Source organism: Streptomyces catenulae (assembly GCF_000718015.1).
Lineage (GTDB): Bacteria > Actinomycetota > Actinomycetes > Streptomycetales > Streptomycetaceae > Streptomyces > Streptomyces catenulae.
The window spans coordinates 109767-123198 of the sequence record NZ_JODY01000006.1 but is presented as its reverse complement, the minus strand read 5'-3'; the positions used below and the strand labels follow the sequence as shown (position 1 = coordinate 123198).

Here is a 13432-nt window from a genome sequence, read left to right as displayed (position 1 = left end):
GCGGACCACGGGCCGGTGAGCCGGGCCGGTGGCCGGGTGGTGGGTGCGGGGTCAGGCCGGGGGCGCGGTGACGGCGTCGAGCACCGCCCGGGCGGTCTCGGCGGGGCGGGTGTGGTGGAAGTGGTGGCCGCCGTCGGGCAGCCGGTACAGGGTGACGTCGGCGGCGAGGCGGCCCCAGGCGTGGTGCGGCAGGCCGGTGGTGCGGGTGAGCGGGTCGTCGTCGGCGAGCACCAGGGTGAGCGGCGCGGTGAGCCGGACGGGCGGTGCGTCCTCGTCCAGTGCGGCGGCGAGGTAGCGGTGGGCCACCGCGCTGTCGTGCCGGTGGGCCGCGGCGCGCGCGGCGTGGACGTCCTCGGGGGCGGCGGGTGCGGGGACGTCACCGGGGGCGGGCGGGGTGGCGGCCCCGGTGTCGGCGGTCCGGGGTGCGGGCGGGGCCGTCACCGTGCCCGTCCGGCCGCCGGTGCGGACGGCGGTGAGGCGGGTGCCGCCCTCGGTGATCCGGACGGCGGCCGGGTGCGTCCCGCCGTCGGCCGCAGGGCCGGTGGTGACCGTGGCTCCCGCCGCGGGGCCGGTGGTTCCGGACGGCGGCTGTGCCTCCTCCGTCGCGCCGGGGGCCGTACGCCCTTCCGCCGTGTCGCCCGGTGCGGTCGTCGCCTCGGCGGCCTCGGCCAGCAGGCGGGCGCCGATGAAGACATGGCGGGCGGGGGTGCCGCGGTCCTGGAGGAGGCGGGCGGTGGCGACGGCGAGGGCGGCACCGGCGGAGTGGCCCCACAGGACGACGCCGGTCAGACCGCGGCGGGCGATCTCGTCGGCGGTGGCCTCGGCGACCCGTTCCAGCGGGGCGAGCGGGGTGCGGTCGGCCGGATCGTGGCCGGGCAGTTCGACGGCGTGGGCGGCGTACCCGGCCGACCGCAGCGCCTCGGCCAGCGGCAGGAAGCCGAGCGCGTTGCCGCCCGCGCCGGGGAAGGCCACCAGATGGCCGCGGGGCGCGTCCGCCGGTTCGGCGAGGGTCTGCAGGAGACCCGGTTCCGGTGCCCGGCCGTCGTCGAGCAGGGCGGCCAGATCGGTGAGGACGGGGCGGCGGGTCAGGTCCTTGAGGGAGACGGCCCGGTCGAGAGCGATGACGAGTTTGACCGCCGCCAGCGAGGTGCCGCCGCGGTCGAAGAAGTGGTCGTCCCGCCCGACGGTGACCTCCGGGACGCCGAGCACCTCGGACCAGGCCCGGGCCAGGCGCCGTTCGGCCGCGGTCCGCAGGGGTCGGTGGTGCTCCTCCGGCGGGGCGGGGCGGGCGGCGAACCCGGCGAGCGTCCGCTTGTCGATCTTGCCGTTGCCGGTGAGCGGCAGCCGGGCGTGCCAGTGGAAGGCGGTCGGCACCATGTAGGCGGGCAGCGACTCCCCCAGGCGGGCCCGCAGCACGGTGGTCTCCAGGGGGCCCGGGCCGCTGTAGAAGGCCACCAGGTGTTTGCCGTGGCCCTCGCCGCTCACCACGACGGCGCCGTCGCGGACGCCGTCCACCCGCAGCAGCGCGTTCTCGATCTCGCCGATCTCGATCCGGAAGCCGCGGATCTTCACCTGGGCGTCGCGGCGGCCGAGGAACTCCAGCTTGCCGCCCGGCAGCCAGCGGCCGATGTCGCCGCCCTGGTAGAGCCGTTCGCCGGGGCGGTGCGGGTCGTCGCCGAAGACCTGCCGGGTGCGTTCGGGGTCGTTGACGTAGCCGCGGCCGACGCAGACGCCGGAGAAGACGATCTGGCCGGGGGCGCCGAGCGGGACCGGCTCCAGGTGGTCGTCGGTGACGTAGACACGGGCGTTGGGGACGCAGGGGCCGAGCGGGATCCGGTCGCCGTCGGGGGCGCGGTCCATGACCTCGTGGTTGGTGTCGTCGGAGGTCTCCGTCAGCCCGTAGGCGTTGACGAGGCGGATGCCGGGGAGGGCCGCGAACCAGCGCTGGACCAGCGGCTTCTTCAGCGCCTCGCCGGTGACCGAGACGCAGCGGAGGTCCGGGAGCGCGCGGGGGGTGCGTTCCAGGTGGGTGAGGACGGCTTCGAGGTAGGACGGGACGACCTGGAGGACGGTGATGCGGGCGGTGGCGAGGGTGTCGACGAAGCGTTCCACGTCCAGGACGACCCGCTGTGCGACCAGGTGGGTGCGGCCACCGACCAGGAGGGCGGCGACCAGTTGCCACAGGGAGATGTCGAAGCACTGGGGTGCGGTCTGGGCGACGGTGTGGCCCTCGGCGATGCCCAGGTCGGCGATCTTGGCGTGGAGATGGTTCAGGAACCCGGCGTGTTCGCACATCGCGCCCTTGGGTTCGCCGGTGGAGCCGCTGGTGAAGTAGAGGTACGCGAGTTGGTCGGCGGCGACCCGTACGCCCGGGTTCCCGGTGGGGTGACCGGCGGCGAGGGCGGTGTCGATGCCGAGGGTGCGGACCGCGGGGAGGGCGGCGAGGGCCTGGTCCAGGGTGGTGGTGCTGCCGGGTTCGGTCAGGGCGAGGGCGCATCCGGCGCGGGTGAGCATGGCGGCGATGCGGTCGGGCGGGAAGTGCGGTTCGACGGGCAGATAGACGCCGCCCGCCTTGAACACGGCGAGGACGGCGGCCATCCAGTCGAGGGAGCGTTCGCTGACGACGGCGACGACGCCCTCCCGGGTCAGGCCCTCGGCCAGGAGGGCGTGGCCGAGGCGGTTGGCGCGGTCGTTGAGTTCCCGGTAGGTGAGGGACCGATCGCCGAGGACGGCGGCGACGGCGTCCGGGTGGGCGCGGACGCGTTCCTCGAAGAGTTCGTGGAAGCGGCGGTCGGGCAGCGGGCGGTGCGGCCCGGCCAACCCGTCGAGCTGGAAGCGGCGTTCGGCGTCGGAGAGGAGGCCGAGGCGTCCGTAGGGGGCGTCGGGGTCGGCGGCGAAGTGGGTGAGGGCGGTGCGGTGGTATCCGGCGATCCGGGCGGCGCTCTCGGTGTCGAGGGCGTCGGTGCGGTGGCGGGTCCGCAGCCGGGCGCCGGTGCCGTGGCGGGTCACCGACAGCCGCAGCACGCTGGTGCCGAGCGGGTCGCCGCCGTGGCCGTACGGGTCGAGTTCGGCCTCGAAGAGGACGGTGTCGAGGCCGAGTTCGGCGGCGAGGCGGGGCACGGCGCAGTGGCGGTGGGCGGCGAGGTCGGTGAGGACGCGGGCGGCCTCCTGGGCCAGTTCGCGCCAGGTGACGGGGGTGGCGGCGAGGCGGCAGGGCAGGGCGGGGCCGGTGGCGGCGGTGGTGCAGCCGGTGGTGACCTGCCGTTCCCCGGAGAGCGCGGCGAGCACCCGGGTGTGGGCGGCGAGCAGGATCGCCTCCCGGGGGACGCCGTGCTCGCCGCCCCAGCGGTCGAGGCGGTCCATCAGCTCGCCGGGGAGGGCGAGTTCATGGGTGGCGATGCCGGGCACGGGGGCGGGGGCCCAGCGGGGGACGGCGGTGAATCCGGCGTCGGTCAGGACGGTGCGCCAGTACTCCCGGTCGTGGTCGGTCGGCTGAATCATCAGGAACCCTTCCTGCTGGATCGATGGGCGCGGCGGGGCCGCGGCGGCGGGTGGTGGGTGCGGCCGCCGGGGTCAGCGCGGGGTGTGCTCCGGGGCGGTGGTGCCGGGCACGCGGGGCCGGGGCGGCACCGGGGCGGGCCGTCGACCGGGGTCCGCGGGGGCTGCGGGGTTGCCGGCCCAGTGGGCGTGTGCGGGGACGTCCTCGCCCTTCATCAGGAAGGAGTCGGCGCCGAGTACCGCGCCGCGGCCCATCGTCACGCCGTAGTGGACGAGGGCGCCGACGCCGAGGGTGCAGTCGGCGGCGAGGGTGCTGTGGGCGGACTTGAAGGTGCCGTCCTCCTGGGAGTGGCACTGGATCTTGCTCCCGGCGTTCAGGGTGCAGTCGTCGCCGATGGCGGTCAGGGTGCGTTCGGTGAGGATGCAGCCGTCGTCGAAGACCCGGCGGCCCATCCGGACGCCGAGCAGCCGCCACAGCAGGCTCTTGAAGGGCGTGCCGTTGAAGGCGTTGAAGTGGGTCTCGGGCACCTTCCAGACGCGTTCCTGGTGCCAGAAGTCCCGTTCGTAGATGGAGCACACCTGGGGTTGCAGGGGGCGGAAGCGGATCAGGAGGCGTTCGACGAGGGCGTAGTAGACGGCGGTGTACGTCATGGCGCCGACCAGGAATCCGGCTTCCAGCAGGGTGCCGAGGGTGTCGTCGTCCCCGGTGGTGATCAGGCTCAGCAGGACGATGCCGTGGAAGTGCGCCCAGCGGATGAGCAGGAAGAGGGCGATGGTGCGGAGGTTGTAGCGGTTCTTCTTCCGGAGGCGGTCGCGGAGGGTGTCGCCGGTGCGCAGATGGTCGAAGCGGGCGTCGCGTTCGACGGTGCGCGGGATCTCGAAGCTGGGCGAGCCGAGGAGACCCACGCCGGTGCGGACCTCGCCGTCGAGCGGGATCATCACCTTCGTCGCCAGGAGGCAGTTGTCGCCGGTGCGGCCGCCTGCCGGGTAGGCGATGAGGTTGCCGAGGAAGTTGCGGCGGCCGATCGTGGTGCGGCGGACGCGGAAGGACGAGGCGGAGAACTCGGCGTTCAGGAGCGAGAGTCCGTCGGCGATCATCGTGCCGCTGCCGACGGTGGTGAGGAACGGCGAGTCGTGCTGGATGAAGCAGCCGAAGTTGGAGCCGGTCTGTTCGACACGGGAGAGGTCGTACCCGATGCCTTGCAGGTAGGGGACGATGTAGCTGCTGTCGCCGAAGAGTTGGATGAAGAACTTGAGGTTGGTCAGGCGGGCGATGGTGCGGTGGGTGCTGTAGCGCAGGCCGTACAGCGGATAGACCTTGTCCGGTTCGATCGTCCGGCGCAGCAGGCGGGGGACGGTGAAGAGCACGCCCAGTCCGAGGGTGACGGCGCCGAAGAAGAGCGTCAGGGACAGCAGCAGGGCGTTGAGGTGGAAGACGGCCGAGGTCAGGGGCTGTTCGTCGAGGTCGCCGTGGCCGCCGAGCACCGGGAGGCCGTTCCAGACCAGGGAGAGCAGGGCGAGGGTGAGCGGGATGGTCAGGAGGAGGGTCTTGGCGAGGTCCGCGGCGCCGAAGACGGCCCGCCGCAGTGTGCCGCAGCGCTGCGGGGCGACGCGTGCGTAGGTGACGTCGGTGGGGCGGGCCGGGGAGCCGTGCCAGCGGGCGCCCGCGGGGACGGTGTCGCCGCGCCGGAGGGTGGAGGTGTGGCCGAGTTGGGCGCCGTCGCCCATGGAGCTGTCGATGTCCAGGACGGTGCGTTCGCCGACGAAGGTGTCCCGGCCGAGGGTGACGGGGCCGGTGCGGATGCGTCCGGCGTGGGCCCGGTAGCAGAGGAAGAAGGCGTCCTTACGGATGACGGAGCCGGAGCCGATGGTGAGCAGGTCGGTGCAGACGGGGACGGTGCGGGACAGGATGGTGACGTGCCGGCCGATCTTCGCGCCGAGGGCCCGCAGGTAGAGCGGGTAGAGCGGGCTGCCGACGAAGAGCACCACGGGGTTGGCGTGCACCAGCACCTTCACGATCCACAGGCGCAGATAGGTCAGGCCCCAGAGGGGGAACTCCCGCGCCGTCCACCTCCCGATGAGCAGCCATTTGACCAGCACCGGGAAGGCGCAGAGACCGGTGAACTCGGCGCTGCCGAAGAGGACCGCCCGGCCGTAGAGCGACGGGAGTGACGCGGCGCGGGAGACCCAGGAGTAGCCGCGGGTGGTGGCGAAGGCGATGAGGCAGGAGTAGCCGAGGAAGAAGGCGAGCTGCGCGGCGCCGCAAGCGAGGTAGCGGGCGGTGCGGTGGGCGGGCGGCGGGGCGGCGGGCTCCTCGGCGGTGGCCGGGGGCTCCGTGTCGGCGGGGGCGGCGTCGGCGCGGGCGGCGGCGGCGAGGGCGGCGACGGTCGGGTGCCGGTAGATGTCCTTCATCGAGACCGCGGGCAGCTCCGGGTGTTTCCTGACGCGGGCGCAGAAGTGCGCCATCACCAGGGAGTCGGCCCCGAGGTCGTCGAAGAAGTTGCCGTCGGTCGGGACGTGTTCGGTGTCCAGGACGGCGGCGAGGACGGCGGCGAGCGCGGTCTCCAGGGCGGGCGCCGGATCGGCGGCGTCCGGGGTGGCGGGTGGTGCGGCATCGCCGGTGGCCGGTGGCTCGGTCCCGTCCGTGGCGGCGGTGGTGGCCGGTGCGGCATCGGCGGGGTGGCCGGACGGGGTTCCGGTCGGTTCTTCTCTCCCCACGTGAACTCCTTGGACGCGTCGTGCCCGTACGCGGGCGGGATGCGGTGGTGATGCGGTACGGAGGGGCGGTGACGGATCAGGGGGTGCGCGCCCGGGGGCTCATCGGCGTGTGCCGGTGCCCGGGGAATCCGGAAGGCCACCTCCGGCGCCTGCCGTGTACCGCGCTTTTCTTCCGCACAGCTCCCCCATTTCCCGTTCCCACCGAAGGGATCGTTGAAGAACGTAGAACTGCCCTCTCCCTCGAACCAGCCGGGTGCAGGCCACAAAAACAATCGGCCGCACCGCGGCGGAAGGAGCGACGGCGCGCCGGAGGCGCCCCGGCTCCGCGTCCGGCGCATTTCTCTGCGGCGCCGCCGTCACCTGCGGATATCCCGTCCGTCCCCGAGGCGGCGCGACCCGGACCCAAGCCTTCACCACACCCACACATAAAGCATGTAAATGCTACTTACCGGGCGGCTTTCTCCCGTACAAACAGGGGCGAACGAGGCAATCCGCCGGGAGAGGTGACACACCTTCAAGACTGGGGCGGCGCCCTCGATTGGCGCGAATCGACCGGCGCGCCACGCGCCGTGGATAAAGAATTACCCTGGCGCCGGTAATGGCCCGCCACAATCCGGCGGACGACCCTCCGGGGCGCTCCGAGAATATTTTTATATTCCCCGCCGGGAATTCCCTTCGCCCGCCCCATTCGGCACACGGATCACCGCGCACACCGGAATGCACTCGCTTTCCCCGGGCCCCGGAAATCCCTCTTCGGCACCACGGCAAATCCAGCGGCGCGGAGGCACACCACGGGCGCACCTCCGTGCGCGCCCGGCGCGACGGACACCCCCACCACGTCCCTACGGTGGGCTGTGGCACAACCGCGAGGAGAAGAGGCAGAGATGACGGAGCATCAGACACCCGGCGACGGACGGGCCCCGGGCGGCGCGCGGATACCGGACGACGAACTCGCCTGGCTGGACGCGACGGCGCAGGCCGATCTGGTCCGCCGGGGTGTGGTGTCGCCGACGGAGCTGGTCGAGGCGGCCATCGCCCGGATCGAACGGCTCGACGGCAAGCTCAACGCGGTGATCACGCCGCTGTTCGAGAAGGCCCGCGCCACGGCGGCGTCGGCGGCGCTGCCGGACGGCCCCTTCCGCGGGGTCCCGCTGCTCCTGAAGGACGCGCTGTGCCACTCCGCGGGCGACCCGGCCCACAGCGGGATGCGCGCCCTGCGCGACCGCGACTGGCGCGCCCCGCAGGACGCGACGCTGACCCGGCGGTTCCGGGCCGCCGGGTTCGTCATCTGCGGCCGTACCAACCTCCCGGAGCTGGCCACCAGCGTGACCACCGAACCGCTGGCCTACGGCCCGACCCGTAACCCGTGGGACCTGACCCGCTCCCCCGGCGGGTCGAGCGGCGGTTCGGCGGCGGCGGTCGCCGCGGGTCTGGTCCCGGTGGCGCACGGCAACGACATGGCCGGTTCGATCCGGATACCGGCGAGCGCCTGCGGTCTCGTCGGCCTCAAGCCCACCCGGGCCCGGACGTCGCTGGGGCCGGAGTTCGGCGAGTACTGGGGGCCGGGGACGCATGAGCACGTCCTGACCCGGTCGGTCCGCGACACCGCGGCGGTGCTGGACGCCACCGCCGGGATGGCGACCGGCGACCCGTACACCGCCCCCGCTCCGGCCCGCCCCTACCGCGAGGAGGTGGGCGCCGACCCCGGCACACTGCGCATCGGGTTCCGTACGGTGCCGCCGGGTGCGGGCGCACCGGCCCATGCGGACTGTGTGGCGGCGGTCGAGCACACCGCGCGGCTGCTCGACGGGCTCGGCCACCGGGTCGCGCCGGAGGCGGCGCCCGCCCTGGACTCCCCCGGCCTCTTCGAAGCGCTGCCGGACCTCTTCGCCGCCATCCTCGCCTGGGAGGTGGCGTACTGGTCGCGGCGGACCGGCACCCCGCTCGAACCCGGTGACCTGGAGCCGATGAACGCGGCGCTCGCGGAGGCGGGCCGCTCGGTGACGGCCGCGCAGTGGCTGTCCGGCATCCAGATGTGGCAGCGGTGGGGGCGCGAGGTGGCGGCGCTCTGGGAGAACGACGTCGATGTGCTGCTCACCCCGACACTCGCCACACCGCCGCTGCCGCTGGGCCGTCTCGCGCCGACCGCGCGGGAGCCGATGGAGCTGGTGGCGGGCGTCGCCGAGGGCATCGCCTGCACCCTGCCATTCAACGTCACCGGCCAGCCCGCCGTCTCCCTGCCCCTGTACCGCAACGCCGAGGGCCTGCCGATCGGCGTCCAACTCGTCGCGGCCTACGGGCGGGAGGACGTACTGCTCCGGTTGGCGGCCCAGTTGGAGGCGGCGGCGCCGTGGGCGGACGACCGGCCCCCGTTCTCCGCGTAGTCACCGGTCTCCGGAGGGGCGCGGGCGGCCGGGGCCGGTCCGGCCGCCCGCCCCGTCACGTCCCGGGCCCGTCCGTGCAGCGCAGATCGGACGCCGGGCGGTGGCCGGTGCGCAGATAGGTGGTCACCGCCCGGTCGCCGCAGGCGTTGCCGTGGGCGAGGTAGACGCCGTGGCCGCCGCGGTCGACGGTGACCAGCCGGGCCCGCGCGCCGAGGGCGGCCCGCATCCGCAGGGCACCGGCGTAGGGGGTGGTCGGGTCCCGGAGGTTCTGGATCATCAGGGCGGGCGGGCCGTCGGGGGTGACGCGCACGGGGGCGTCGGCCGGTGCGCCGGGCCAGAAGGCGCACGGGGTGAGGGTGACCGGCTGCCCGGCGGTCAGCGGGTGCCGCACCCGGTCGACGGCCACCTCACGGGCGTAGCGCCGCACATCGCGGGGCCAGCGCACATCGTTGCAGAGGGTCGCCAGGAACACCGTGGCGTCCCGGTCCGGCACCGGTGTGCCGTACCCCGGCGGCAGCGCGGGGGTGGCGTCGGGGTCCCCGGCGGCGGTGATCAGCCGGGCCGCCCAGGGGAAGGCGGCGTCGTCGGTGAGCGCCTGTTGGACGGTCTGGCGCAGGAGGTTTCCGGTGAGCGGATGGTGCGGGGTGTCGGTGGCCCGGGGCGCGTGGTCGAGCCGGTCGGCGAGGGCCAGCACCCGGGGCCGTACCTCCTCCGGGTGGCGGGCCAGGCGCAGCCCGTCGGCGTCGCGGGCCGGGTCGGCGGCCCACCGGGCGAAGTCGGGGAACCGCTCGTCGGCACCGGCCGCGGTGCGGGCGTTCCAACCGCGCCCCACGCGCGTCGGATCGGGATCGTCGGAGCTGTCCAGGACGGTGCGGTCGGTGTGCCCGGGGTGGCGCTGGGCGTAGGCGGCGCTGACGTAGGTGCCGTACGAGACGCCGTAGAGGGAGAGTTTCGGGGTGCCGAGGGCCCGGCGGAGGCGTTCGATGTCGCGCACCTCGTTCGCGGTGGAGTAACTCCGTACCACCGCGCCGCCGTTGCGGGCGCAGGTGTCGGCCGTGCGGCGGGCGCGGACGGCGACGCCGTGGAGGTCGCCGCCGGGGCCCGGCCAGCCGCGGAAGGCGAGCACGTCCCGGTCGTCCGGGCGCAGTCCGCAGCCGGTGCCGTCGGAGCCGCCGACGCCGCGCGGGTCGAGGCTGACCAGGTCGTAGGCGCCCCGTAGCGCCGTGCGCAGGGCGGCTCCCCGGTGGGCGAGCGCCTCGACGCCGGAGCCGCCCGGGCCGCCGGGGGCGACGAGGAGGACGCCGCGCCGGGCGGCCGGTCCGTCGCCCGGCAGGCGGGTGACGCGCAGGGTGAGGCGGGCGCTGTCCGGCGCGCGGTGGTCGACCGGGACGGACAGGTCGGCGCACCGCTGGTCGGCGGGGCCGCCGGGCTGGGCGCACGGCGTCCAGACGAGCCGGTCCGCGGGCGGCGGCGCGGCGGGGGCGGGTGACGCCGCGCCGAGGGTGAGGGCTCCCAGGGCGACGGCGATCACGTACCGTCCGGCGGTCGTGGTGCGCGGGGTGGTGGCGGTCGGGCGCGGCGGTCGCCGGTCCGCCCGGTCTCTCCCGGTGGGTCGTGGCCTTGTCATGTTCCGCACTCTGCCGGGCGGGGCCGGGGCTCCGGTTCCCCCGCGCGGGGGAACCGCCTCCCCCGCGGGAGGGGAAGGCGCCCCGCGCGGGGCGTGCCTATCCGGGGGTGACGAACCCCGACTCATACGCGGTGATCACCGCCTGGGTGCGGTCGCGCGCCCCCAACTTGCCCAGCACCGCGCTCACATGGGTCTTGACGGTCTCCGTGCCCAGCACCAGCGTGGCGGCGATCTCCGCGTTGGACAGGCCCCGGGCCATCAGCCGCAGCACCTCCGCCTCCCGTCCGGTCAGCGCGGCGCGCTCCAGCAGGGCGCGGGCGCGCGGATCGGTGCGGTCGGCCGCCATCCGGCGCAGGGCGGCCGGGAAGAGCAGCGAGGATCCGGCGGCGACCAGCCGGAGCGCATGGACCACCTCCGAGGGGTGCGCCCGCTTGAGCAGGAAGCCGTTCGCGCCCGCGCGCAGCGCCTCGTACACGTAGTCGTCGTTCTCGAAGGTGGTGATCACCAGGATCTTCGGCGGGTCCGGGACGGCGGCCAGCACCGCGCGGGTCGCCTCGATGCCGTCGAGCAGCGGCATCCGGACGTCCATCATCACCACGTCCGGGCGCCGTCGGCGGATCAGCGGGATGACCGCGGCGCCGTCGGCCGCCTCGCCGGTCACCTCGATGTCCGGCTGCGCCTGGAGGATCGCCCGGAGCCCGGCCCGGACCAGGGGCTCGTCGTCGACGAGAAGCACGGTCAGCGGCATGGCGTCACCCTACGGCGGCCGGCAGCCGGGCATGGACCCGCCAACTTCCCGCATCGGGGCCCGCTTCCGCCCGCCCACCCAGCAGCCGGGCCCGCTCCCGGATGCCGCGCAGCCCCCGGCCGCTGCCCGACACGGGACCGGCGTCGCCCAGCCGGTTGCGGATGTCCAGTTCGACGGTGCCGCCGTGCACGGCGATCCGGACGGTGACGGGGACCGGTCCGGCGTGCCGCACCACATTGGTCAGCGCCTCCTGGAGGATGCGGTACCCCTCCCGCGACACCGGGCCCGCGACGCTCTCCAGCGGGCCGGACACCTCGGCCGTCACCTCCGCCCCCGCGCCCCGGGCGGCGTCCAGCAGCCGCGCCGCATCGGTGAGCGCCGGACGGTCGCGGGGCTGCGGGGAGTCCTCGCGCAGCACCTCCAACACCCCCTCCAGCTCCTCCAGGGCGCGCCGCCCGGTCTCCTCGATGGCGGCCAGCGCCTGCCCGGTGAACGCGGCCGAACCCGCCGCCCGCGCCGCGCCCGCCTGCACCACCACGGCGGTGAGGGCGTGGCCGATCGAGTCATGGAGTTCGCGGGCGAGGCGGTTGTGCTCCATCAGCCGCTCGGTACGCTCCTCCAGCGCGGCGATGCGTTCGGCCGCCGAGGGCGCGAGCAGCCACCGCGCCGCGGCGGCGACGAGGGCTCCGGCGCCCACCACGACGGCCGCCAGCCCCAGCAGCGGGAGCGGCGCCAGCAGCGCGTATCCGTCGCCGCGGCCCGCCAGACGGACCGTCTGGAGGGGCAGCCACACCGAGGCGCTCAGGGTGAGCGCGCCCGTCTGCACCCGCAGCACCAGCCAGCAGACCGTACGGGCCAGATCGGCGGCGGAGGCCGACGGTGCCGCGGTGAGTTCGGCACGGCGGGCGTCCCGGTGGGGCGAGGGCCGCCCGGGGACGAGCATCAGCCGCGCCTGCAGCCCCTCGGCGAGCCGCACCACCGGCACCAGCCCGAGCAGGACGAGCGGCGGCACCGACAGCAGCGCGGCGCGGACCAGCTCCAGTGGCCCGTGCCCGCCCGGCTCCGGCCGGATGAAGAGGGCGACCACGGCGACCATGCCGCCGGTCACCAGGTGCAGCCAGCGGCTGCAGACGTTGGCGGGGGTCGGCGGACGGAACGGCCTGCGCATGGCCGCCATCCTGGCACCGCCGTACGCCGCCGGGCCTCCCCCGCGCGAGGGAGGCGGCGGCCCCGGGCGGGGGAAGCCCGGCCGGTCGGCGGGGCGCCAACATGGGACACGGCGCCGACCGGTCGCGGGCGGGCCGCGGCCCCGGTCCGGAACCACCACGGGGGTGTGGCTCCGGCCGGAGCCGCGTGTCCTCCGGGTCTCACACCGTCAGCTCCGCCCCGTCCTCCGGCACCTCCACCCCCGCGTCCCGTACCTCGGCCGCGGCGGCGGACGACGGGTCCAGCAGCGGATTGGTGTTGTTGAAGTGGGTGTAGAGGCGGCGCAGGTCCGGATGGCGGGCGAGGCGGGCGAGGGTGCCGCCGGGGCCGCTCACCGGCAGATGGCCCATCAGGGACTGCCCCGCGTCCGGCGACCGGACCGCCCGCCCCAACTCCTCGGCGCCGAAGAACGTCCCGTCGACGACGGCGCAGCTCACCGACGCGAGGAGGTCGTCGAACCCGTCAGGCCAGGTGGCCAGGCAGGGCGCGTAGAGCAGCGCCCCGCCGGTCGCCGGATCCTCGATCCGTACCGCGCTCACCCAGGGCACCCCGGCGGCGGGCTCCGTGACGTACTTCGGTGCCTTGGTGCCGACCGGGTGCAGGGTGGCGGTGAGCCCGCCGGTCAGGGCGAACGGGGCGGAGGCGGCCGTACGGTCGGCGGATCCGGACTCCTGCCACCGCCAGGGCGCGTAGCGGTCCAGCAGGCCCCGCAGCGGGAGCGCGGTGGAGAGCGCCTGGTGGACGGGGTGCGCGGCGTACACCGTCAGGTCCGCCCCGCCGCGCAGCACCGCCAGACCGAGGCTGTGGTCGACCTCCGCGTCGGTCAGCAGGACGCCGCGCACCGGGGTGTCGCGCGGCCCCGGGCCCGCTGCCAGGGCGGGTGCCGCCTCCACCTGGACGCGGATGTCCGGCGAGGCGTTCAGCAGCCACCAGTCCCGGCCGTTGCCGCTGACGGCGACGGAGTCCTGGAAGCGGGGCGGCAGCTCCCCGCGGCGGCACCGGGCGCAGAGCGCACACCCGCAGTTCCACTGCGGGAACCCGCCCCCCGCGGCGGTACCGAGCAACGTCACCCTCATCGCAAGCCTCCTCGACGCACGGACCGTGCAGGGTTCCGGGCGACGGTCGCGCGCCCGGAACGCCGGAGACCGCCGCGGGCGCGGCGGGCTCCTGTGATCGTCGGGGAATCTCCCCCGGAACGGCGGGGGCGAACACACCTGCCGAGGCGGGCAGTTGGCGGCACGGGCCGGGTCC

7 protein-coding genes are annotated in these 13432 nt (G+C 75.2%); 1 reads left to right on the top strand and 6 read right to left on the bottom strand.

What is annotated here, in order from left to right; all coding sequences use genetic code 11:
- Positions 1–51 precede the first annotated feature (51 nt).
- Both IF23_RS0108435 and IF23_RS0108430 read right to left on the bottom strand, forming a co-directional pair.
- Complete coding sequence (locus IF23_RS0108435) at positions 52–3501, bottom strand: amino acid adenylation domain-containing protein (RefSeq protein ID WP_030281472.1); 3450 nt, start codon at positions 3499–3501, stop codon at positions 52–54.
- Positions 3502–3573: 72 nt separating this feature from the next.
- Positions 3574–6216: a Pls/PosA family non-ribosomal peptide synthetase gene (locus tag IF23_RS0108430; protein WP_078653860.1), complete on the bottom strand. Its 2643-nt coding sequence runs from the start codon at positions 6214–6216 to the stop codon at positions 3574–3576.
- A gap of 884 nt (positions 6217–7100) precedes the next feature.
- Between IF23_RS0108430 and IF23_RS0108425 the strand changes: the two genes are divergently transcribed.
- Positions 7101–8600, top strand: coding sequence for an amidase (locus tag IF23_RS0108425; protein WP_051739419.1), 1500 nt, complete (start codon positions 7101–7103; stop codon positions 8598–8600).
- A 55-nt stretch (positions 8601–8655) separates the two neighbouring features.
- On the opposite strand, the gene IF23_RS0108420 is transcribed toward IF23_RS0108425, so the two are convergent.
- The 4 genes from IF23_RS0108420 to pqqB all read right to left on the bottom strand — a co-directional run bounded on the left by IF23_RS0108420 (position 8656) and on the right by pqqB (position 13257).
- Positions 8656–10227 carry an alpha/beta hydrolase gene (locus IF23_RS0108420; protein ID WP_078653859.1) on the bottom strand — a complete coding sequence of 524 codons (1572 nt, stop codon included), beginning with the start codon at positions 10225–10227 and terminating at the stop codon, positions 8656–8658.
- Positions 10228–10324: 97 nt separating this feature from the next.
- Entirely contained in the window at positions 10325–10975 is a 651-nt protein-coding gene (locus IF23_RS0108415) for a response regulator transcription factor (RefSeq protein ID WP_030281465.1), read from the bottom strand.
- A gap of 4 nt (positions 10976–10979) precedes the next feature.
- On the bottom strand, positions 10980–12143 hold the full coding sequence (locus tag IF23_RS0108410) for a sensor histidine kinase (RefSeq protein WP_037677712.1): 1164 nt from the start codon (positions 12141–12143) through the stop codon (positions 10980–10982).
- A gap of 199 nt (positions 12144–12342) precedes the next feature.
- Positions 12343–13257: a pyrroloquinoline quinone biosynthesis protein PqqB gene (gene pqqB, locus IF23_RS0108405; RefSeq protein ID WP_030281461.1), complete on the bottom strand. Its 915-nt coding sequence runs from the start codon at positions 13255–13257 to the stop codon at positions 12343–12345.
- Positions 13258–13432 lie beyond the last annotated feature (175 nt).